19 protein-coding genes are annotated in these 21,736 nt (G+C 62.0%); 5 read left to right on the top strand and 14 right to left on the bottom strand.

Going from position 1 to position 21,736, the window contains the following annotated elements; translation table 11 throughout:
* Positions 1-44: 44 nt before the first annotated feature.
* Positions 45-845, bottom strand: coding sequence for an alpha/beta fold hydrolase (locus tag KSS96_RS14905; protein ID WP_065879097.1), 801 nt, complete (start codon positions 843-845; stop codon positions 45-47).
* Positions 846-987: 142 nt separating this feature from the next.
* Between KSS96_RS14905 and KSS96_RS14900 the strand changes: the two genes are divergently transcribed.
* Complete coding sequence (locus KSS96_RS14900; protein WP_017530647.1) at positions 988-1,839, top strand: AraC family transcriptional regulator; 852 nt, start codon at positions 988-990, stop codon at positions 1,837-1,839.
* A gap of 30 nt (positions 1,840-1,869) precedes the next feature.
* On the opposite strand, the gene KSS96_RS14895 is transcribed toward KSS96_RS14900, so the two are convergent.
* From KSS96_RS14895 to KSS96_RS14885, 3 genes are all read right to left on the bottom strand, one after another.
* The gene (locus tag KSS96_RS14895) at positions 1,870-2,007 is read right to left on the bottom strand and encodes a hypothetical protein (protein ID WP_175404216.1); all 138 of its coding nucleotides are present in this window, start codon (positions 2,005-2,007) and stop codon (positions 1,870-1,872) included.
* An 11-nt stretch (positions 2,008-2,018) separates the two neighbouring features.
* The gene (locus KSS96_RS14890) at positions 2,019-2,231 is read right to left on the bottom strand and encodes a hypothetical protein (protein ID WP_017530645.1); all 213 of its coding nucleotides are present in this window, start codon (positions 2,229-2,231) and stop codon (positions 2,019-2,021) included.
* 68 nt (positions 2,232-2,299) lie between these two features.
* On the bottom strand, positions 2,300-2,845 hold the full coding sequence (locus tag KSS96_RS14885; RefSeq protein ID WP_017530644.1) for a hypothetical protein: 546 nt from the start codon (positions 2,843-2,845) through the stop codon (positions 2,300-2,302).
* A 399-nt stretch (positions 2,846-3,244) separates the two neighbouring features.
* Here KSS96_RS14885 and KSS96_RS14880 point away from each other — a divergent pair, with 399 nt between their 5' ends.
* Both KSS96_RS14880 and KSS96_RS14875 read left to right on the top strand, forming a co-directional pair.
* Positions 3,245-4,654, top strand: a complete 1,410-nt coding sequence (locus KSS96_RS14880; protein WP_017530643.1) for a circularly permuted type 2 ATP-grasp protein — start codon at positions 3,245-3,247, stop codon at positions 4,652-4,654.
* Between the two features lie 3 nt (positions 4,655-4,657).
* Entirely contained in the window at positions 4,658-5,608 is a 951-nt protein-coding gene (locus KSS96_RS14875; RefSeq protein ID WP_017530642.1) for an alpha-E domain-containing protein, read from the top strand.
* A 64-nt stretch (positions 5,609-5,672) separates the two neighbouring features.
* On the opposite strand, the gene KSS96_RS14870 is transcribed toward KSS96_RS14875, so the two are convergent.
* Both KSS96_RS14870 and KSS96_RS14865 read right to left on the bottom strand, forming a co-directional pair.
* On the bottom strand, positions 5,673-7,931 hold the full coding sequence (locus KSS96_RS14870; RefSeq protein ID WP_217855014.1) for an ATP-dependent DNA helicase: 2,259 nt from the start codon (positions 7,929-7,931) through the stop codon (positions 5,673-5,675).
* Positions 7,928-9,577 carry a VRR-NUC domain-containing protein gene (locus KSS96_RS14865; RefSeq protein WP_217855013.1) on the bottom strand — a complete coding sequence of 550 codons (1,650 nt, stop codon included), beginning with the start codon at positions 9,575-9,577 and terminating at the stop codon, positions 7,928-7,930. The genes KSS96_RS14870 and KSS96_RS14865 overlap by 4 nt, the downstream gene beginning before the upstream one ends.
* A gap of 186 nt (positions 9,578-9,763) precedes the next feature.
* On the opposite strand from KSS96_RS14865, the gene KSS96_RS14860 reads away from it, so the two are divergent.
* A complete protein-coding gene (locus KSS96_RS14860; RefSeq protein ID WP_017530639.1) occupies positions 9,764-9,988 on the top strand; it encodes a YgdI/YgdR family lipoprotein in 225 nt (74 codons plus the stop codon).
* Between the two features lie 82 nt (positions 9,989-10,070).
* Here the strand turns inward: KSS96_RS14860 and KSS96_RS14855 are convergent, their stop codons facing one another.
* The 8 genes from KSS96_RS14855 to KSS96_RS14820 form a co-directional block, all read right to left on the bottom strand.
* Positions 10,071-11,495, bottom strand: a complete 1,425-nt coding sequence (locus KSS96_RS14855; protein ID WP_217855012.1) for a polyurethane esterase — start codon at positions 11,493-11,495, stop codon at positions 10,071-10,073.
* 41 nt (positions 11,496-11,536) lie between these two features.
* Positions 11,537-12,874 carry a TolC family outer membrane protein gene (locus KSS96_RS14850; protein WP_017530637.1) on the bottom strand — a complete coding sequence of 446 codons (1,338 nt, stop codon included), beginning with the start codon at positions 12,872-12,874 and terminating at the stop codon, positions 11,537-11,539.
* A 2-nt stretch (positions 12,875-12,876) separates the two neighbouring features.
* Positions 12,877-14,190, bottom strand: a complete 1,314-nt coding sequence (locus KSS96_RS14845; RefSeq protein WP_017530636.1) for an HlyD family type I secretion periplasmic adaptor subunit — start codon at positions 14,188-14,190, stop codon at positions 12,877-12,879.
* Positions 14,187-15,938 (bottom strand): type I secretion system permease/ATPase, encoded by a 1,752-nt coding sequence (locus KSS96_RS14840; protein WP_068931830.1) that lies wholly within the window; start codon positions 15,936-15,938, stop codon positions 14,187-14,189. The genes KSS96_RS14845 and KSS96_RS14840 overlap by 4 nt, the downstream gene beginning before the upstream one ends.
* Before the next feature lie 102 nt (positions 15,939-16,040).
* The gene (locus KSS96_RS14835; protein WP_135196251.1) at positions 16,041-16,409 is read right to left on the bottom strand and encodes an AprI/Inh family metalloprotease inhibitor; all 369 of its coding nucleotides are present in this window, start codon (positions 16,407-16,409) and stop codon (positions 16,041-16,043) included.
* A gap of 49 nt (positions 16,410-16,458) precedes the next feature.
* Positions 16,459-17,892, bottom strand: a complete 1,434-nt coding sequence (locus tag KSS96_RS14830) for a serralysin family metalloprotease (RefSeq protein ID WP_017530633.1) — start codon at positions 17,890-17,892, stop codon at positions 16,459-16,461.
* A gap of 366 nt (positions 17,893-18,258) precedes the next feature.
* Positions 18,259-19,362 (bottom strand): DmpA family aminopeptidase, encoded by a 1,104-nt coding sequence (locus KSS96_RS14825; RefSeq protein ID WP_065879103.1) that lies wholly within the window; start codon positions 19,360-19,362, stop codon positions 18,259-18,261.
* Positions 19,363-19,371: 9 nt separating this feature from the next.
* Positions 19,372-20,736, bottom strand: a complete 1,365-nt coding sequence (locus KSS96_RS14820) for an APC family permease (RefSeq protein ID WP_017530631.1) — start codon at positions 20,734-20,736, stop codon at positions 19,372-19,374.
* Positions 20,737-20,935: 199 nt separating this feature from the next.
* On the opposite strand from KSS96_RS14820, the gene KSS96_RS14815 reads away from it, so the two are divergent.
* On the top strand, positions 20,936-21,721 hold the full coding sequence (locus KSS96_RS14815; protein WP_017530630.1) for a helix-turn-helix transcriptional regulator: 786 nt from the start codon (positions 20,936-20,938) through the stop codon (positions 21,719-21,721).
* The last annotated feature ends 15 nt before the right edge of the window (positions 21,722-21,736 follow it).

Below are 21,736 nucleotides of genomic sequence, written 5' to 3'. Positions count from 1 at the left end.
CGCAGCCCAACGGGAGCAAGCTTGCTCCCGTTGGGCTGGCCGGGTTATTGAGCGTTGGCTTTGGCCGCATCGTTGATGATCGCCACCACCCGCGCCGGGTTGGAGACCATCACCACGTGGGACGCCCCTTTGATGTCTACGGTTTGCTTGGAACCCGCACGGTCGGCCATGAATTTGAGCGCGGCTTCGGGAATGTTCTTGTCCGCCGAACCGTAGATGAAATAGGACGGCACGGTTTTCCAGGCCGGTGCTCCCGACGGTTCCTTCAACGCGGCTTCTGTGATCGGGCGCTGCCCGGCGGCCATCAGTTGCGCGTCTTTCACGGCCACATCGGCGGCGAACTGGCTGTTGAACTTGTCCTGCTGGATGTACAGGTCAGTCACACCGTCCTTGGACACTACCGGTTTATCCAGGGTCGGGCCCAGTGTGCCGCCGGGGTAACGACCGGACAGTTCAAACGCCGTTTCACCTTGTTCCGGGGCAAACGCGGCGACATACACCAGCGCCTTGACTTTGTCGTTGCCATGCACCGCGTTGGAGATCACCGCACCGCCGTAAGAGTGCCCCACCAAAATCACCGGGCCCGGGGTGTGTTCGACGATATCAGCGACGTAGTCCGAGTCGGTCTTGACGCTGCGCAGCGGGTTGGCCACGGCGATCACCGGGTAGCCCTGGGCCTTGAGGCCGGCGATCACACCGTTCCAGCTGGAGGCGTCGGCGAAGGCGCCATGTACCAGCACTACCGTGGTTTTTTGTGGCGCGGCGAAGGTCGCGGTGGCTGTACCGAGGGCGAGCGCGCCCGTCATCAAGAGGGCAGCGAGGCGGGAGATCTTCAGGGCTTTCATGGTGGTTGCTCCGTTTAGAGTGGCCGTTCAAGGCGTTGAACGTGGAGCCATAATGCCGAAGCGCATTTTACAAATGGAGTCTAATAGTCGAGGATATGCGACATATCGTCTAACAAATCGTTTATCTACCCTCTGGTGAACCATGGATCGTTTATCCACGCTGCTGGTGCACTTTGGCATTGGTGCCGATACCTTTCACAGCGGGCCGCTGCACGGCGCCCTCGACACCCACGACTTACAGCAACGAGGGCGCGTCTATTTGCTCAAGGAGGGCCAGGCCGGCCTGGAGATGCCAGAGGGCACGCTGCGCATCTGCGAACCCAGCCTGATCGTAGTGCCGCGCCCCCTGCCCCATCGACTGGTGGCCGGCAAGGCGGATAACGCCCTGGTAGTGGCGGCCTCGCTGCGCTTTGACGGTGGCCTGGACAACCCGCTGGCGGTGGCGCTCACCGATTCCATCGTCATGCCGCTGGCGCAGATCCCCATGATCGCCGGCACGCTGGACTGGCTGTTCAGTGAGGCCTTCGCCGAACACTGCGGCCGCGAGGCGGTGATGAACCGGCTGTTCGAGCTGATGGTCATCCAGTTTCTGCGCCATATGATGGCCTACCACAGCATGACCACCGGCATGATGTCGGGCCTGGCCGACCTGCGCCTGGCACGGGCCATGACCCTGGTGCACAACCATCCGCAACGGCCGTGGACCGTGAATGAAATGGCTGTGGAGTCAAATATGTCGCGGGCCAGTTTTGCCGCGCATTTTCACAAGGTCGTCGGGCAAACCCCGGCCGATTATGTACTGAGCTGGCGCGTGAGCCTGGCGCAGAAGCGTCTGCGCGACGGCCGGCCCATGGCGTTGATCGCCGATGAGGTGGGTTACGAAAGCCCGTCCGCGCTGGCCCGGGCGTTCCGCCGCAAAATCGGCACCAGCCCGCGCGAGTGGTTGCAGGCGCAAGCGCCCCTGCGGGAGCGGCAAACGGTGCAACCCGCCTGAGCGCAACGCGTTAGACGCCGCCGAAGCCGATCAACCTATGGCTGCGTCGGTATTGCCCGGCTCGCCCGCTTCATCCGGATCCAGGAGCGGCACTTGCGCATCGTCCATCAGCGAGCCGGGGTCTTCGTTGCCTGGGTCGTTGGGTTCTTCGTCCAGTTCTTTTGCCATGACCGGTTCCTCTAGCCGCCCTGGGTATCGATATCGGCATCGGTTTCAGGCTTGGGCTCGCGCTCGGGCTTGAAGTCAGGGCTGTAGTCGTTGTCCCTGGCCGCAGGGTCACTGGCGGGCCTGGGGTCTTTCGGTGCATCGGCGGCGGTGCCGGGCGTCGGCTGCCCGACGTCGATGGCCGGGTCGTTACGGTTGCTCATCTGTGGGTCGTTGTCTGTGCTCATGCTTCACCTCTGCCTGTGCCGGATAACGTTAAGGCGCTGCGGCGGGGCGTGAAGTTCCATGGGATTGCTCATCGGATCGGATTATCGATCTGGATATAGAACGCGTACATCCCCAGCAACAGCCAGAACACCATGAACAACCAAGGGGCGCGCATCGAGAACAGCAGCGACTTGCGATAACCCTTGTGGGATGACTCCACTTCCGAGAACAACGGCGACTCGTCATAGGCCAAGCCCATCACCGGCTCGCTGCGCAGCAGTTCACTTTGCTTGTAGTGCCAGTGATCGATGATTTCGTAGGCCGCGCGAATGCCGGGCCAGGCGTTGAGGGAACTGAGAATGCCCAGCGCCACCAGAAATACCGGTACCACCAGCGTGAATAATTTGCCCCACTCGGGGTTCAGGTTACCCATGCCCGAGACAAAAGCGATCACCAGGAACGACTGCGCCGTCAGGTAGGCGTCGGTGCGGTTGGCGAGAATCGAAGTTTCGTACTGGATCTCGCGGCGATAAAAGTCCAGGCGATCCTTGGGTGAACCGAACATCTTCGCGTTGTGTTCATTGTGGTCGGTCAGGGCCGCTTCGGGGGTGTCGGGGGCGATGATTCTGGGCACGACGATGCTCCACACTGTTGCGAAACCCGTTAGAAGAATCACGGGTGGGCGAAGTTCAAGTTTGTTGCGCACCAAAGCGGGGCGCGCCTTGCTTTATTGTGGGGACAAGCAACAGCCCCTGTGGTGGGCGTCCACCCGCTACCCCATAGCCCGGTTATCCCTACAAAGCCTGCTGATCACCGGGTAATCGACACGCCGCTGCGGTTTAGGCACACGCATTGCTTAAACCATTCATCTGCCCCAATACAGGAACATTCGTTACCCCCCGACCCAGAGCCGACCCCATAAGAAAGTAAGGACCAGGCCTGTTGGCACCCTGCGCCACGGGCTCATAAAAACATGCGTTTTTTTAAGCGGCAGTGCCTCCCCTGCAATGCTGGGCACTGACAAGGTACTGGAATGGCTCGATCTTTCTTTGATGAAATGAATGACGCAAACGGCGTATGCCGTGCGCACTATCAAGACTTCTCCCGCTGGCTGGCCAATACGCCGCCGGAACTGCTGGCCCAGCGTCGCCGCGAAGCCGATTTGCTGTTCCACCGCGCGGGAATCACCTTCACCCTGTACGGCGACGAGCAGGACACCGAGCGCCTGATCCCCTTCGACATCATCCCCCGCAGTATCCCCGCCAGTGAATGGCGCGTGATCGAACGCGGCTGTATCCAGCGGGTCAACGCGCTGAACATGTTTCTTGCCGATATCTATCACGACCAACGCATCATCAAGGCCGGGATCATTCCCGCCGATCAGGTGCTGGGCAACGAGGGTTACCAGAAGGCGATGGTCGGCCTGGACCTGCATCGCGGCATCTATTCGCATATCTCCGGCGTCGACCTGGTGCGCGACGGCGACGGCACCTACTACGTACTGGAAGACAACCTGCGCACCCCCAGCGGCGTGAGCTACATGCTCGAAGACCGCAAGATGATGATGCGCCTGTTTCCCGAAGTGTTCGCCAGGCAGCGCATCGCTCCGGTGGACCACTACCCCAACCTGCTGCTCAAGACCCTGAAAAGCTCCAGCCGCCTGGACAACCCCAACGTGGTGGTACTGACCCCGGGCCGCTTCAACAGCGCGTTCTTCGAACACGCGTTCCTGGCCCGCGAGATGGGCGTTGAACTGGTGGAGGGCGCGGATCTGTTCGTACACGACCTCAAGGTATTCATGCGCACCACCGATGGCCCCAAGGCCGTGGACGTGATCTACCGCCGTATCGACGATGCCTTCCTCGACCCGCAGGCGTTCAACCCCGAGTCGATGCTCGGCGTGCCGGGCCTGGTCGCGGCGTACTGCGCGGGCAACGTGGTGCTGGCCAATGCCATCGGCACCGGCGTGGCGGATGACAAGTCGATCTACCCCTATGTGCCGGAAATGATCCGTTTCTACCTGGACGAAGAGCCGGTGCTGCAGAACGTACCGACGTTCCAGTGTCGCAAGCCGGATGAACTGTCCCACGTGCTGACCCACCTGCCCGAACTGGTGGTCAAGGAAACCCAGGGCTCCGGCGGCTACGGCATGCTCGTGGGCCCTGCCGCCAGCGCCGCCGAGATCGAGGACTTCCGCCAACGCATCAAGGCGCGCCCGCATGCCTACATCGCCCAGCCGACCCTGAGCCTGTCCACCTGCCCCACCTTTGTCGAAAACGGCATCGCTCCCCGGCACATCGACTTGCGCCCCTTTGTACTGTCGGGCAAGGAAACCCGCCTGGTGCCCGGTGGCCTCACACGGGTGGCCCTGCGTGAAGGCTCGTTGATCGTCAACTCGTCGCAAGGCGGTGGAACCAAGGACACCTGGGTGGTGGAGGATTGAACCATGTTGAGTAGAACCGCCGCAGATCTGTACTGGATGTCCCGTTACCTGGAACGCGCCGAGAACCTGGCGCGCATGCTGGAAGTCAGTTATTCGCTGTCGTTGATGCCCCAGGCCGGGCACACCGATGGCCTGGACGAACTGGCCATGTCGTTGCTCAGCAGCGGCACCCTGGACAGCTACCTCGAACGCCACCAAACGCTGGACGCCGAGCGCATGTTGCACTTTTTCGCCCTCGACGAAGAAAACCCCGCCAGCATCTACAACTGCCTGCGCGCCGCGCGCGGCAATGCCCACGCGGTGCGCGGGCGGATCACCGCCGACATGTGGGAAAACCTCAACGCCACCTGGCTGGAAATGCGCAGCATCGCCGCCGGCGGCCTGGCTCGGCATGGCATCAGCCACTTCTGTGACTGGGTCAAACAGCGCTCGCACCTGTTTCGCGGCGCGACCTCGGGCACCATCATGCGCAATGACGCCTACCGGTTCATTCGCCTGGGCACCTTTGTCGAGCGCGCGGACAACACCTTGCGCCTGCTGGATGCGCGCTACGAGATGTTCGGCGAGGAGTCGGAAGAGGTCAGCGACCTCTCGGCACGCGGCTACTACCAGTGGAGCGCCCTGCTCCGGGCGTTGTCGTCATTCGAGGCCTATACCGAGCTGTACCCGAATGCGCTGAATGCGCGGTCGGTGTCGGAACTGTTGTTGTTGCGCAGTGATGTGCCGCGTTCGTTGCATGCCTGTGTCGAGGAATTGAGCCATATCCTCGCCGACCTGCCCGGCAGCTACGGGCGCACGGCGCAGCGCCTGGCGGCGGAGTTTGAGGCACGGCTGAGGTACACCGGCATCGATGAGATCCTGGAAGATGGGCTGCACACTCGCTTGACCGACTTTATCGACACCGTGCGCGAGTTGGCGCGGGCGATACAAAGCTCCTATCTGGAAGTGGTCTAGCCACACCACCGATAAAACTGTGGGAGGGGGCTTGCTCCCTCCCACATGGGGAGTGCCGTCCCCATCAGCTATCGATTGACCACCACTTCGGAAACAGTTGCCGCACCCGCGCCTCGCCAAACCGGTCATCGATCAATATCACCACGCCCTCGTCCTGCTGGCTACGAATCACCCTGCCCGCCGCCTGCACCACTTTCTGAATACCGGGATACAAATAGGTGTAGTCATAACCCGCACCGAAGATCGCGCCCATGCGCGCCTTCATCTGCTCGTTGACCGGGTTCAGTTGCGGCAAGCCCAACGTCGCGACAAACGCACCGATCAAGCGTGCGCCAGGCAAGTCGATACCCTCGCCGAACGCGCCGCCGAGCACGGCAAAACCGATGCCCTGGCTGTGCTCGGTGAACTGATCGAGAAACGCCTGGCGCTCGGCTTCGGTCATGCCGCGCGATTGCTGCCACAAGGTGATTTGCGGGTGTTGTTCGGCCAGCAACTGCGCCACTTGTTGCAGGTAATCAAAACTTGAGAAAAACGCCAGGTAATTGCCCGGCCGCTGTGCGAATTGTCGGGCAATCAGCTCGACGATCGGCTGCAGGGATGCCTGGCGATGCACGAACCGCGTAGACACTCGATCAACGATGCGCACGCGCAATTGCTCGGCCTTGAACGGCGACTCCACGTCGATCCACACCGTGTCCTTGGGCAGGCCGAGCAGGTCGGCGTAATAGTGCCGGGGGCTCAGCGTGGCGGAAAACAGCACGCTGCTGCGGGCGGCCGTCAGCCGTGGGCGGATGAACTCGGCGGGCACCACGTTGCGCAGGCACAGGGTAGAACTGCTGCGCTTGGCGTTGAGCTGACGCTTACTGATATCGAAAATGAAGTGTTCGTTGAACAGCTCGGCGACCTTGGAGAACTGCAGGGCTTCGAAGTAAAAGGCTTGCAGCTCGCCGCTGAGGGAGTCGGGATGGTCGTTGAAGTAGTCGCCCATGGCGCTGGCGCACAGGCTCAGGGCCTGCAAGAGTTTTTCCGGTTTGGCGGCATAGGCCTGATACGGCGCGACTTGTTCCTTGTGCAGGGCGTTCCATTCACGGTTCAGGCGCTGCAAGGTTTTTTTCAGCGGTTCGGGCGCCGTGTCGCGCAGGGTCTTGAGGCGGTATTGATCAAGACTCGCGCTGTACATCGCGCGCGCGCGGTCCACCAGGTTATGGGCTTCGTCGACCAGCACCGCAGCACGCCATCCGTTGAGCTGGGCCAGGCCGAAGAGCATGGCGCCGAAGTCGAAATAGTAGTTGTAGTCGGCAACGACCAGGTCGGCCCAGCGCGCCATTTCCTGGCTCAGATAATAGGGGCACACGTTGTGGGCCAGGGCGACGTCGCGCAGGTTGCGCTGGTCCAACAGGCGTACGTTGGATGCGGCGATACGGGCGGCGGGCAGACGGTCGTAGAAACCCTGGGCCAACGGGCAGGAATCGCCGTGACAGGCTTTATCCAAGTGTTCGCAGGCCTTGTCCCGCGCCACCAGCTCCAGCACGCGCAAGGCCAGGTCGGGGCTGGCGGCATGCAGTACTTGCGCGGCATCAAGGGCCAATTTTCGGCCGGGAGTCTTGGCGGTCAGAAAGAACACCTTGTCCAGTTGCTGCGGCGCCAGCGCCTTGAGCAGCGGGAATAGCGTGCCAAGGGTCTTGCCGATGCCAGTGGGCGCCTGGGCCATCAGGCAGCGGCCGGTGCTGACGGCCTTGTACACCGACTCGGCCAACGCGCGTTGGCCGGGGCGAAACCCGGCATGCGGGAAACTCAAGGCCTGGGCCGCGCGGTTGCGCGCTTCACGGTGGGCCATTTCGCGCCTGGCCCAGCCAAGGAACAGCGCGCATTGGGTGTTGAAGAACGCTTGTAGTTCGGCGGACTGGAAGCGTTGACTGAGCAGGGTTTCGCCCTCGCCGACAATATCGAAGTACACCAGCGCCAACTCGATCTGCGTCAACCCGAGCTTCTGGCACATCAGCCAGCCATACACTTTGACCTGAGCCCAATGCAGTTGCCGGTGGTTAGCGGGCTGGGCGTCAAGGTCGCCGCGATAGGTTTTCACCTCTTCCAGGCGGTTGGCGTTCGGGTCGTAGCCGTCGGCCCGGCCCCGCACGGTGAGTTGCTGGTAGGTGCCTTCGAGGGCGACCTCATTCTGGTAGTGCGCGCTGCGTCGCGAAGCCACGGTGCGGTGCCCGACGATACCCTCCTGGGCGCTGGGCGATGGGGTAAAGCGCAGGTCCAGGTCGCCGACCTTGGCGGTGAACTCACACAGCGCCCGCACGGCCACGCTGTAGCTCAAGCGACGTGCTCCGCCCAGCGCACGTAGCAGACCGTGACCGGCATCTGGTGGTCGCCACAGAATTCCAGCCAGCGCAATTGATTGTCTTGCAGGCGGTCGCCGGGGCCTTTGACTTCGATCATGCGGTAGGTTTTTTGCGCCGGCCAGAACTGGATCAGGTCCGGCATGCCGCTGCGGTTGGCGCGAATGTCCAGCAGCAGGCGTTCGAACCAGTGGCGCAGGTGCGCGGCGGGCAAGCATGCCAATGCCTGTTCCAGCAGCGTTTCACTGAGCAGGTTCCAGAACACGAAGGGCGACTGAAGCCCCCATTTGTCCACGTAGCGCTGGCGAATCACGGTTTTGTAGCGCTCGTCCTGCAGTCGTTCGAAACACGCGTCGAACAGCGGCGCACGGCGTTGATGGAAGTCTTCGCTGTGCAGGTCCGCCGGCCCGCGCTGGAACGGGTGAAAAAACGAGCCCGGCAACGGAGCGAAGATCGCGTCCCAACACAGCAGGCCGAACAACGAGTTGATCAGGCCGTTTTCTACGTAATGCACCGGTGCATCGGGTTCGCTGAGGTGAGCCTGCACGCAGTATTCCACCGACATCAGCGGGTCCGGCAGCGCCAGTTCGAGGTCCAGGCGCGTGACCTCGCGAGGCTTGGACCTGGGCGCGACCGGCCCACCCAATTTGCGCCGAAGACGCGGCATGACGCGCTGCAGGTGTTGCTGCTCGGCGGCACTTTGCGGCGCCTGTTGCGCAAGGGTTGCCAGGGCCATGGCCTGCACGTAGTCCTGCTGGCGCTCCAGCACACGGATCAACCGTGAACGCGCATCGGGATACGCGCAGGCCCGGTAGATCTGCTCGGCCAGGGCCAATTGCGCACTGCGTTCACAGAACTGCCCGATCTGGAACAACAGCTTGGCGCGCCGTTTTTCCAGCCAGGGGTTGTCGGTGCTCAGGGTCGCGACCCGGTGCAGCACCTCGTCCAAGGCTTCAGCGTTTTCAAAGGCTTGCTGGCAGTGGTGCAAAAACAGAAAACCCTGTACGTCGGCACGCGTGCGCAGCCCACGGGACTCGGCGCAGAACTCGACTTTTTCATAGGTGTAAATGCCCAGGTCCGCCAGTACGAATTCGGACCAGTCCTGGTGCAGGTTGCCAAAGAACATCAGGCGCAACCGGTCGCACAGGTCCATCACGGTGAGGCTGTACAACGAATCGGCCAACTCGGGGCACCACTGGGCAAAGCTGCGGGTTTGGCTGAACTGCGCCGCCAACCCCTCCAGCCAGTCGGCCTTCTTGCCCTTGGGCTGATCGATCCAGGGGGCGAAGGCACTCAGGATTTCAGCCTTTTGCAGCAGCGCGAACAGTTCGGCAAAGCCCAGCGGGTGCTGGTCATCCACCCAACCCAGTGCCAACAACGGCACTGCGGCGGCGTGGGTGCAACCCACCTCCCCGTAGTTGAGCTTGCCCGCGCGAAAATGCACGCCTTTGCGCATCACCATGCGCACCAACAGCGCCTGGGAGGCCTGCGGCAACCTGTCAAATTGCTGAATGAAATGCTCTTCGTCAGGATCAAGCAGATCGGCATAGCGTTGCCCCAGCCAATGCAGGCCCTGGCGGAAGTTATGCAGGTAATAGAATGGGTCGTCGAGCGGATTGGCCATGGTGCGCGCTGATCAAATACTGGTTATGCATACAGAGTGCCGCCGCCGATGCTGTGTTGCAATCGGTAATAGATAAATGGCGTACGCAACTTTTTGTATAAAAGTGATCAGATGGGGGGTCGATGGCGTAACATTTACGGCCCGCAGCCCTTGGCGCGGGACTTTTCCGAGTTGAAGGTAAGGATAATGAACATGAAGAATTTGGGGCTGCCGCTGGTTGCACTCACTTTTCTGGTATTGGCCGGTTGCGCGACGCAAACCGTCGTAACCCTGCAAAACGGCACGCAGTATTTGACCAAAGACACGCCAAACGCCAAGACCGCCGACGGTTTCTACGAATTCACCGATATCGCCGGCAAGCGTGTACGCGTCAAGGCCGATGACGTGGCTACGGTGCGCAAGGAAAACTGATTTCCTTCAAGCCACACTGATCAAATGTGGGAGTGGGGCTGTTGGGGTGAGCAAGCAAGCGCCCTCACCACAACAGGCAGTTTCAGATGATCACGATCCCCTCCCCCGACAACCCGCTCACGCCCACCAATGTCACCGAATCCCCGCCAAAACTGATCACCGTGTCCCCACCCACTGCCTTGGCGTGATCACGATAGTCCGCACTGCCCTCTACCTGCGTAAACACCAGTTTGTCTGTTGGTTGGTAACCGATGATCCGGTCGTGGCCAAACGGCCCGCTGAACAGGAAGGTGTTATGCCCGCTGCTGTCGCGGATCGTGTCATTGCCTTTGCCGCCTTCGATAAAGTCCGCGCCTTTACCGCCCTGGATCAGGTCATTGCCGGCGCTGCCGATGATGAACGTGTCGCCCGTGTGCGGCTGCGCGTTGCGGTTGAGGTCTTGCACCCAGGTGGTAGCGCGCGCCGGGGCGGACAGGTTGGCGACGATAATCGTCGAATCGCGGCTCATCTGCGCATAGAACCCGGAGTCCAGGATGCGCGTCATGCCGTCGCCATACCCGGTGGGCAAGTGCGAGATCCAGGTCGGCAGGTTGATGATGGAAAACGGCAGCGCGTTCCACAGTGTCGAGGCGTAATGGTCGTTGAAGCTGACGATGTTGTCGGTGGTCGACGCATGGGGCTGGTCATGCACGCCCAGCGATGACCCGCTGAAGGATGAGCCGTCCAGCGCACGGAATACCGGGTCGTTTTCGTAGCCGACATTGAGCACCTTGTCACCGGCGCTCTGGGTCGGCGAGGCATAGGCCACATAGTTGGCGTCCTGGTAGAACCCGGCCCATCTGCCCGCGCTCAGGTCGGCCATGCTGTTGACCGCCAGGCCGCCCAGGCTGTGGCCGCTGACCACCACGTCGTGACCGCCCAGGCCATGGGCGGTGGCGTAATCGGCAACGTTGTTGAGCAAACCGCCAAAGGCCTCGCCCGCGTAGTTTTTTGCGTAATCCCTGGGGCCCAACGCGGCTAGCACGTCACTGACCAGGTCGCCGATGGAATCGCTGATCAGGCTTTCCCTGGGACCGGAGGTGCCGCGAAAGCCGATGCCGATTTCGAGCAATTTACCGGCGTCATCGTACTTGCCCAGCACTTCGGCCTGGGCCGTGGTGTAGCCGGCCTTTTCGCCAAAAAAGGTGCCCCGGGCGTCGGTTTTACCGGTATACCCCAGCGTGCCGGCGCTGATCGGCGTCCAACCGGCTTGTTGCACCGCCTGCAGCGCGGCTTTTTCCGAGTCCGGGTTCCACGGCACGCCGGGGATCACGCCCTGGGAATCACTGCTGCCCAGCAACGCACCGACCAATGTGGCCGGCAAGCCCAAGCCCAGCCCGTTGTGCTGGTAGCCCACGGCAAAGCCGTTATCCAGGTTGTGGTAGGTGTACAGCGTGATCGCCATGGCATCGGCGAACAACGCTTTGGAACCCTCGGCTCCGAGGCTCTTATAGTCAAACACACCCATGGTATTGCCTCTTTTGTTGTTGCAATTGTCGAGAACGCCCCTTAACGCGGTGCCGGCCCGAAGGCTTCATCCACCTTGGCCAAGTCGGTGTCGCGCAGGTTGCCGGCGTAGTAATGCAATTTGGTCCAGGCCATGAGGTAGTCGTAACGCGCCTGGGCCAGGTCGCGTCGGGTGCTGTACAGCTGTTGTTCGGCATTGAGCGCATCGAGGTTGACCCGCTCGCCGCCGAGGATGCTTTGCCGGGTCGACACCACCAGCGCTTCGGCAGACGCCAGGGCCTTTTGATAGGCGCGCAGTTTGCTCACGCCGGACAAGCAGGCGCTGAACTGGCGACGCAGTTCGATCAGGGTTTCGCGGGTCTTGCCCTCCAACTCGTACTCGGCCTGCTCCATGGCGCGACTGGCCTGGCGGGTGGACGCCGAGATGCCGCCACCGGCATACAGCGGCAGGCTCACTTCGACGCCTATCGTGTTGGTGTCGTAGCGCTGGTTGTAGGTGTTGCCGCTGTCGGATTCCTGCTGGCGCGAGCTGGCATACGCCGTGACCTTGGGCAGGTGCCCGGCGCGGTTGCGTTCCACTTCATAGCGCGCCACTTCCAGGGCCTGGCGCTGGGACGCCAGCGTGGGGTTATTGCCGATCGCCAGGGCATGCCAACTGTCGTAGTTGGCCGGGGTTAACGTAAACGCTGCAAAGCCTTGGTTGAGCGGCGCCAGGTCGTGGATGTTGACGCTCTGCACGCCGATCAGCGCGCCCAATTCTCGTAACGAGGCGTCCTGTTCATCCAGCGCCTGGATCTCTTCGGCGGTGGCCAGCTCATAGCGCGACTCGGCTTCGAGGATATCGGTGCGGGTGCCCTCGCCCTGCTGGAACAGGTGCTGGTTCTGCTGGAACTGCTGCTCGAAGGCTTTCTTCTTGGCGCGGGCGATGTCGATCTGGTCCTGGGCAAACAGCGCCTGGGTGTAATAGGTCAGTACCCGCACCAGCAACGCCTGGCTCTTGTCGCGAAAACTCTCGTCGGCGAACAGCGCCTGGGCCACGCCCTTGCGATAGTTGGCGTAGGCTTCGTAGTCGAACAATGGCTGTTGCAAGCTGAAGGTGGAGCCGTAGCTGTTGTAGTTACGGTCGTCGCGGTAGCTGCCGCCGCGCCCGTCCGGCAAATGCGCCTCGGAGTTGTTGCGGCCCTTGTTGTAGTTATAAGACAGCTTGGGCAGCAGGCCGGCGCGGCCGATGGTGCGGTTCTCCAGGCCCGCGTCGCGCTCCTTGATGGCGCCGAGGAACACTGGGTCGTTGCGCAAGGCTTGCTCGTACACATCGAACGGGCCCATGGCGGCCTGGGCGCTGGTGCAGGTCAACAACAAGGCGATAAACACCGGTTTCATGTTCATTCCTCGGTCAACGCGGAGCCGGCGCGGTCGAGCAGCGGCTTGAACAGATAATTGAGCAGCGAGCGTTCGCCGGTGCGCACGAACATCTCGGCCGGCATGCCGGGCTTGATCACCAGGCCCTGAAGTTTCTCCAGTGCGGCCTCGCTGACGGTGGTGCGCAACACGTAATAGGGCGCGCCGGTTTTTTCATCGAGCATCTGGTCGGCGGAAACCAGGCTGACCTCCCCCGGCACCCTCGGGGTACGGCTCTGGTTGAAGGCCGTGAAGAGAATGTCGACCGGCAAGTGTGTACCGACCTTGTCCACCAGATGCACCGGTAAGTGCCCCTCCACTTCCAGGCGCGTGCCCTGGGGCACGATTTCCAGCAGGGTTTCGCCGGCCCGCACCACGGCGCCTTCGGTGTGCACGCCGAGGTTGACCGCAACCCCATCGGCGGGCGCATTGATTTGGCTGTGCTGCAAGTCGAACCCGGCCGAGGTGAGTTGCTGCTCCAGGGTCAGGCTGCGCAGTTGCGCGTCGGCCAATTGGCTGCGTACCTCCTTCTGGTACTCCTCGCTGTGCTGCTGCAACTTGAGGCGCGATTCGAGGATGCCCTGCTCCACCCGACCGCTTTCACCGGTGTTCTGCGCCAGGTCCTGTTGCACTTGGGACAACTGGCGCTGGTATTCCATCAAGCGGTTACGCGGGATGTAGCCGTTGTCGGCCAATGGTTGCAGATTACTCAGTTGGTCACGCAGCGATTGCGCCTGGGCGGTCAGGTCGCTGCGGGCACGGCGCATGCCATTGAGTTGCGCGGTGGCGCCGTCGATATTGGCGCGAATACCCGCCTGTTCACGGGCGAAGGCTTCACGGCGGCTGCTGAACAGTTGGCGCTGGCCTTCCAGCACCAACGCCAATGCGGGGTCGGGGTTACTGCTCAGTTCGGCGGGAAAGCGGATGCCGGCGCTGTTGTCCCGTTCGCTCTGCCAACGCGCCACGCTCGCCCAGGCCATGCGGTATTGGGCTTGCAGCGAGTGCACATCGGCCTGGCTCTGGGTCTGGTCGAGGCGAAACAGCGGCTGGCCTTGCTTCACCCATTCGCCCTCGCGCACCAGAATACGGCTGACCACGCCGGGGCTGAGGGTTTGCACGGCCTTGCGCTTGCCCGACACCACCACCGTGCCCTGCACCGGGATGCCTTGATCGAGCGGCGCGAGGCTGGCCCAGAGGAAAAACCCGCCAGCGCCGACCACGGTCAGCAGCCAGCCCATCCGGGCAAAAAAACCGGCATCGCGTTCTTTGAAAGGGGGTTCAACAGTGAGGCTGTTCATGCGCCGGGCTTCCTTGCGGCTGAGTACTGACGACTGAAACTGACGCCGGGCTTGTCTTTTGGCGCTTCCTGCTGGCCGGACAAGGCACGCAGCACCTCCTGGCTCGGCCCGAACGCCTGTAGGCGCCCTTCGTTGAGCACCAGCAATTTGTCGGCCTGGGCCAGCGCCGAGGAGCGATGGGTCACCAGCACCACGCTGCTGCCCTGGGCCTTCATCTGTACGATGGCGCTGGCCAGCGCGGCCTCGCCGACGGTGTCGAGGTTGGAGTTGGGCTCATCCAGCACAATCAAGCGCGGCCCGCCGTACAGCGCGCGCGCCAGGGCCACGCGCTGCTTCTGGCCGCCGGACAGGCCGCCGCCGTTGTCGCCCAGCACCGTGTCGTAACCCTGGGGCAAGCGCAGGATCAGTTCATGCACGCCGGCTTGTTGTGCCGCCTTCACCACACACTCAGGGTCAGCCTCGCGAAAACGCGCAATATTGTCGGCGATGCTGCCGCTGAACAACTCAATGTCCTGGGGCAGATAGCCGATATGCGGGCCGAGGTCGTCGCGGTTCCAGCGATGGATGTCCGCGCGGTCCAGGCGCACGGTGCCCGCCAGCGTTGGCCACACACCCACCAGCACGCGGGCCAGGGTGGATTTGCCAGAACCGGAAGCGCCCAAGACACCGAGCACTTCGCCGGCGCCGAGGTTGAAGCTGACCTGATGCAAGCTGGCCAAACGATGCCCCGGTGGGCCCGCGCTGACGTGTTCGACACTTATCTGCCCGTTCGGCGCCGGCAACGCCATGTGCTCCACGTGCGGCGGGAATTCGCGCAGCAGTTCGTCCAGCCGCTGGTAGGCCAGCTTGGCCGAGCTCCATTGCTTCCACACCGCGATCAACTGGTCGATGGGGCTGAGTACCCGGCCCATCAGGATCGAACCGGCGATCATCATCCCGGCGGTCATGTCGCCACGGATCACCAACAGCGCACCCAGGCCCAGCACCAGCGATTGCAGGCACAGGCGCAGGGACTTGCTCAGCGAGCTGATCACAGAACCGGTGTCACTGGCACGGTTCTGCAACCCCAGGAACTGCGCATGCACGGCAAACCAGCGCTGGCGCAGCGCGCCGAGCATGCCCATGGCCTGGATGGTCTCGGCGTTGTGCAAGTGGCTGGTGGCCAGCTGGGTGGATTGCTGGGAAAAACCACTGGCCTCGCCCAAAGGCTTTTTGGTCAGGTATTCGTTCAGGCAGGCCAGGCCGATCAGCAGCAGCGCACCGGCGGTGGCCAGTACGCCGAGCCATACGTTGAACAGGAAAATCACCAACAGGTAGAGGGGAAACCACGGGGCATCGAAGAACGCGAACAGCGCCGGCCCGGTGATGAATTGACGGATATGGGTCAGGTCGCCCAAGGATTGCCCGGCATGCCCCTGGCCGCGTTGCAGGTTGCGTTCGAACGCGGCCTTGTACACGTGCAGGTTGAAACGCCGCTCTAACTGGCTGCCGATGCGGATCACGATAAAACTGCGGATCACTTCAAGTGTGCCAATAAATGCAAAAAAGCCCACGACCATCAGCGTCAACATCACCAGGGTGGTTTCGTTCTGGGAGGACAGCACGCGGTCATACACTTGCAGCATGTAAATCGACGGCACCAGCATCAATAGGTTAATCAAGGCGGTGAAGCAGCCAATACTGATCAAGATGCTTTTATATTCACCCAGCGCCTTGAATAAAGGAGCAGCAACAGGGGGCTTGGCCATAGGTGTTGATCTTCCTTGAACCGGATTGCACGCATAAGCTGCCCGAGCCACAGATACAGGCCGAGCAACTAATAAAATCGAGTAATACGCGTATAGCGATAACTAAGGCATTCGTTTTAGTTCAATAACGTCGCCGGTTTTATTACGCACCTGATAACCACCGCCCTTCTGGCGATTCAAGTGTGCGATGCCGCTGCCCACGGCGTTGAACAGCCAGATGCCGTCCGGCGTAGGTGACCAGGTCAGGGGTTTTTCTCCCAGCCACTGTTCGGCGCAGGCGACGTCACCGCCCAGCGCATTCGCCTGTTCGAGCAGGTCCAGGGCGCACACCTGGCCCTGCTGGTGCAACTGCCAATGCCCGGCCAACTGGGCCGTGGTGGGTAAAACAAGACTGCTCGCCATTGCGTGGGCTCCTGCCGACACGAACATCACCTGCAACCCGCAGGCGATCCAATTGAAAAAACGCTGCATCCGCACGCTCCCTCGTGAAGGCGCGACGCGCAAGCGCCGCGCCCTTGTATCACGCGACGATGTCGCTGACTGCCGCCTGGCCGACGGTGGTGACGAGGAAGTCCGCCACGCCGTGCCCGGAGAAGTCCACCGCCAAGGTACCCAGGTTGCTGCCTGCCGCATAGGTCAGGACCGCGTCGCCGGCATGCCCGGTAAACGCATTGACGAAGCTCAGGCCGGCGCCTTTGGTGATGCCGCTGAGGTCGATCTTGTCCGAGCCCGAGGTGAAGTCGAAGAGCTTGTCTGCAGCCCCTGGCTTGGAATCGGAACTGGCGCCGAACACAAAGGTGTCGCTGCCCGCGCCGCCCCACAATTGGTCGGCACCACCCCCGCCATAAATCAGGTCATTGCCGGCCCCGCCTTTGATCACGTTGGCCGCGTTGTTGCCGATGATCAGGTCGTTGCCCGCGCCGCCGAAGGCGTTCTCCACGGTGACGCCCTTGGCGATGGACACGTTGCCCACCAGGCCGCCGACGTCGGAGAACGCGGTTTCATTGAGGTTGATCTTCTGGTTCTGGGTGAACCCGGAGAAGTCCAGGGTGTCATTGCCGCCACCGTCCCACACCGAGAACACCAGCTTGTCGGCGTTGGAGCTGGCGCTGAGAAAATCACGCCCGGTATTGGAGTTGAAACCGTAGGTGGTGTCACCGGCACGGGTGTTGTAGTTGGCGCCGTAGAGCTTCTGGATCGCCGCGATATCGTCGATCAACGGCCCCGAGGCATAGGCCTCGACCCCGCCTTTGCTGAAGTTCTGGTTAGTGTTGCTCTCGCTCCAGTAACTCATCAGGCTGTAGCCGCGCGTGTCCTGTCCATAGGTCGCGTCGTTGTAGGTGGGCGCGCCTTCGCCGGCGTTGTAGTCGCCGGGGTGAGCCAGGCCCAGGGTGTGGCCGATTTCGTGGGTGAGCGTCTGCCGGCCATAGTTGTTCAGGTCCGGGGTTTTGTTCGGCGTGTAGCTGTTGTTGGTCAGGTACCACGAGGTGCCGTCGTAGCCCGCGCCGGTGCCGGGCAGGTAGGCGAAGGCCGCCGCGCCGTCCTGGCCACTGCTGTAGTTGCCGAAGGTCATGTGGCCGTCACCGCCGCTGGCTTTCTCGGTGAACGCGACGTTGGCCACGTCTGCCCAGGATTGCATGGCCAGCACGGCCTGGGCCTTCTGCTGCGCGCTGAACTGGCTGAAGCCCGAAATGCCGTGTTTGTTCAGGGTGCTCGAGGAGGCCGAGGTGAGGAACGTGTAGGTCAGGTCGATCTTGCCGTTGCCGTCGAAGTCCCGGTACGCGGCACCGTCGCGCAGCAGCTGGGTGGCTGCCTGGTCGACGGTGTAGGAGGGTTTGCCATTGATCGTGAGGTTGCCGCCACGGTCATACAGATGGCTGAAGCTATCGATTTGCGCGTAAGCGGTGCTGGCTTGCGCCGCCGACACGATAGCCTTGTCTTTTACTTTTGACATAAACGTACTTCCTTGTGTGCAAGTGCATCAGTCTTTGATCGATAGGAACCCCGCTGGCGAGATCGTCCTATCACTCGCCTCTTTTGAAGGCGTCACGAAACTGACACAACTTGAAATCTTTCGTCCACCTCTATTTCCAAGGTTAAAAACGCGCCATCCGACAACTTAGGGAAGTCGGGTGCCGTATTTATTGGGGCACTCGGATTTTGTCCAACAAAAAACACCGGGCTCGTATTTAAATATTAAATATCGCTAACGCCGCGTAACTTCAGCGACGTCACGAATAATTGGATCCACTCTATTGCCACGGTGGCATTGGCAATATTAAACAGCCACTCCTTCAACTAACGATCAGGTTGCTCGCCATTACCGGGGCACACTCCAGCCGCTGTTTTTTAATGCCTGCAACAGCGTGTCGCCCGTGAGGCCCGGCACCCGTACGCCGTCATCGGTGGTCATGTCCTCCCCGGCCAGAATGGCGTTGATGATCGCCTCCTCCACCGCCTCGGCCGCCGCGCTGAACAGCGGCGAAATATGGTCGTTGTTGAGCATCTGCAACGTGCTGCTGAACGGCAGGCCTGCACGCGCGTAATCCGCCGGCGGCAGGTCCCTGTTGCCGGTGGCGAAGGCCAGGAACAGGTCGCCGCTGGAGTCCTCGGTACCGCCGCCGGTGCGGGCGATGCCAATGGATGCGCGTTGTGCCAGGCGCTGGCACTGGTGCGGCAACAGGGGCGCGTCAGTGGCAATGACCACCACGATCGAGCCCATGCCCGGCGTGCCGCGTTCGGCGAAGGGCGAGGCAATGCCCATCAGTTGGCGCCCCACCGGGTAGCCGTCGACCCGCAGCTCCTGGCGCTTGCCATGGTTGGCCTGCACCAGCACGCCAACGGTCCAACCGCCCTGCTCCGCCGGTAAACGTCGCGACGCGGTGCCAATACCGCCCTTGAACTCATGGCAGATCATCCCGGTACCGCCACCCACCGCGCCTTCCTGCACGGGGCCGGTCTCGGCGTTGTGCAGCGCCTGGCGCACGTGCTCAGGCTTGACGTGTTGACCCCAGATATCGTTGAGCAGGCCGTCGTAAGTCTCCATCACCACCGGCATGCACCAGTACACCGCCGGGTCCGCCAGGCGTTCGCGCTCCAGGGCGATCAGGGTGTCGCGCACAATGCCCAGGCTGTGGGTGTTGGTGATGGCCAGCGGCGTGGTCAACAGCCCGGCTTCGCGGATCCATTCAAGGCCGGTGGCATCGCCATTACCGTTGAGCACGTGGTAACCGGCGAAACACGGTTGTTGCCGCGCCTCGCCGGCGCGCGGCTGGACCACGCTGACGCCGGTGCGCACGTGTTTGCCGTTGATACGCGTCTTGAGTGTGCTGTGGCCGACCCGGACGCCCGGCACATCGGTGATTGCATTCAACTCACCGGGCGTACCCAGCCCCAACGTGATGCCCAATTGACGTGCGCGCATACCCACTCCTTACAGTTTCTGGAAGACCGGACTCGACCGGCCGCTGATGCAATAGAAAATCACCGACACGGCCAGCAAGCCGAGGATGACCATGATGTCGCGCACCGAGGCCGCCATGACCAACGTGATCAACAGGTACCCCGCGCCCAGTACCGCCAGCAACGCGGGCAACGGCCACAGCGGCATGCGATAGGGATGCTCGCGGTCGCGCAGCAGCGCACGGCTCATCAGTGCGCTCAGCGCCACCACCAGGTACACCAATATGATCAGCAACACGCTGAACGACGTGAGGTCGGCCAAATTCGAGCTGAAACTGAGCAGCGCCGAGGGGATCGCCAGGAACAGCGTAGCCAGCCAGGGCGAATCCCAGCGCGGGTGGATCCGCGTGAACAGGGTGTTGATGCTGGGTGTCCAGAGCGCATCGCGCCCGCTGCTGAACACCACGCGGCCGATCTGGATGACGATGGCGACGATGGCGTTGAACACCGACAGGAAGATCCCCGCGCTGACCAGCCGCGACAGGGTTTCATTGCCGTGGCTGGTGAGCAGGTAGCCGATAGGGTCGGGGCTGCTGATCATCGCGCTCAGGGAGGGCGCGCCGATCAACAGCGCGGTGATCGGTACCAGTTCGATGATCACCACCAGCCCCAGGGACCACAGCACCGCCTTGTGTACGCCTTTGCCGGCGCATTTCATGTCTTCGGCCAGCAACACTGCGGTGCCGTAACCGTTGTAGGAAAACAGGCCGATGCCCACCGCACCGATTACCAGGGCCCAGGGCGCCAGGTGCAGTACGCCGTTCTCGACGATCTGCGGCTGGAACAACACACTCGCGGGCTGCACCGGGTTGCCGAAGCCGATAAACACGATGACCAGCAACGCCGCCACTTCCAGCAGCAGGCACGTGCCGGTGATCCACGCATTGAGCTTGATATTGAGAACGCCCAAGGCGTAGCTGCATGCCACGATCACCAGGGCGACGGTTTGTGAATCAAAGCGGGTGCCCAAGGCGTTGTTGAGGTAGGTCGCGGCGCCGGTGGCCAATACCGGCGGGATAAACAGCAGCATCACCAGCACGGTGAGGAAGGTCGCATAGCCGGCCATGCCGCCGAACACGCGCTTGGCATACACATACTCACCACCGGCGCTGTTATGGGCGCGGCCCAGTTCGGCGTAGCAAAAGGCGAACATCAGTGCGAGCAAACCGGCCATCACAAACGCCAGGAACACCCCGCTGCCGGCCTGCTGGATGGCGAACGGTGCGATCACGAAGACCGAACTGGCGGGTGTCACGGCGGAAACCGTGATGGTCACCACATCGAAGACGCTCAGGGTGGGTTTCAGCACGCCGTCAAGCGTGGGGGAAGTGCTCATATCGTTATCCTCTGTCGTTGTTCTTGGTGTGAGGCAGAAACGAAAAATGATGTGTTGGCGGGATATGTTTCCCGCTGAATAATGGTGAAATTAAACGCTGCGTTTATGTCAGCCAATTCCCCTATTGGCGTACTCCCCTTGACGGCCTGCGGCAAAAGCCGAACCCTGGGCCGATCTTTGGGTGGCGGGAGCCTGTCATATGAGCCTGTTTCGCGAAGTCGGCATGCACGCCGGCCTGGGCCGCACCGTCTCGCATATCGGCACCGAGCGTTTCTGGAAACCGTTGGTGTTGTTGCTGCACCAGTGCGTGCCCTTCGATAACGCCCTGGCGATCTTCTACCCCCTGGATGGCCCACCCCGGGCCCTGGAAGAGTACGACGCCCAGCCCACCAGCAAACCCGCTTCGATGCTGGTGTACCTCAATGGCCTGTACCTGCTCGACCCCTTCTACCAGGCGTGCCGTGAAGGCAATGCCAGCGGCGTGTATCGCTTGGAAGAAGTGGCGCCGGATCATTTTCGCCAGAGTGAGTACTTCCTCAACTACTTTCACGACAACGTGCTGGAAGACGAGGTGCAGTTCATCCTGCAACTGCCGGGTACCGGCACGCTGTCACTGTCGCTGGGCATGCAGCGGCGCTTCAGCGGCGAAGAGGCAGGCTTGCTGACTACGCTTGCGGCCTGGGTGCTGCCGCTGATGCAACAGCATTGGCAACAGAGCACTCAACGGGTGCCGGCCATGGACAGCCAGATCAGGGATGCATTGAGCCAGTTCGGCAGCGGTGTGCTGTCGGAGCGCGAACTGGAAATCGCCCGGCTGGTACTGCGCGGGTTTTCTTCCAAAGCCATGGCCGAGCGCCTGAATATCTCGCCGGACACGGTAAAAGTGCACCGCAGGCACCTGTACGCGAAGCTGGACATATCGTCACAACCGGAGTTGTTTTCGTTGTTTATCCAGTCGCTGGGGCATGACTTGGAAAACCCCTGAGATCGTTCCCCCGCC

It is taken from the genome of Pseudomonas asgharzadehiana, assembly GCF_019139815.1.
Lineage (GTDB): Bacteria > Pseudomonadota > Gammaproteobacteria > Pseudomonadales > Pseudomonadaceae > Aquipseudomonas > Aquipseudomonas asgharzadehiana.
This window is presented reverse-complemented; position numbering and strand designations above follow the sequence as displayed.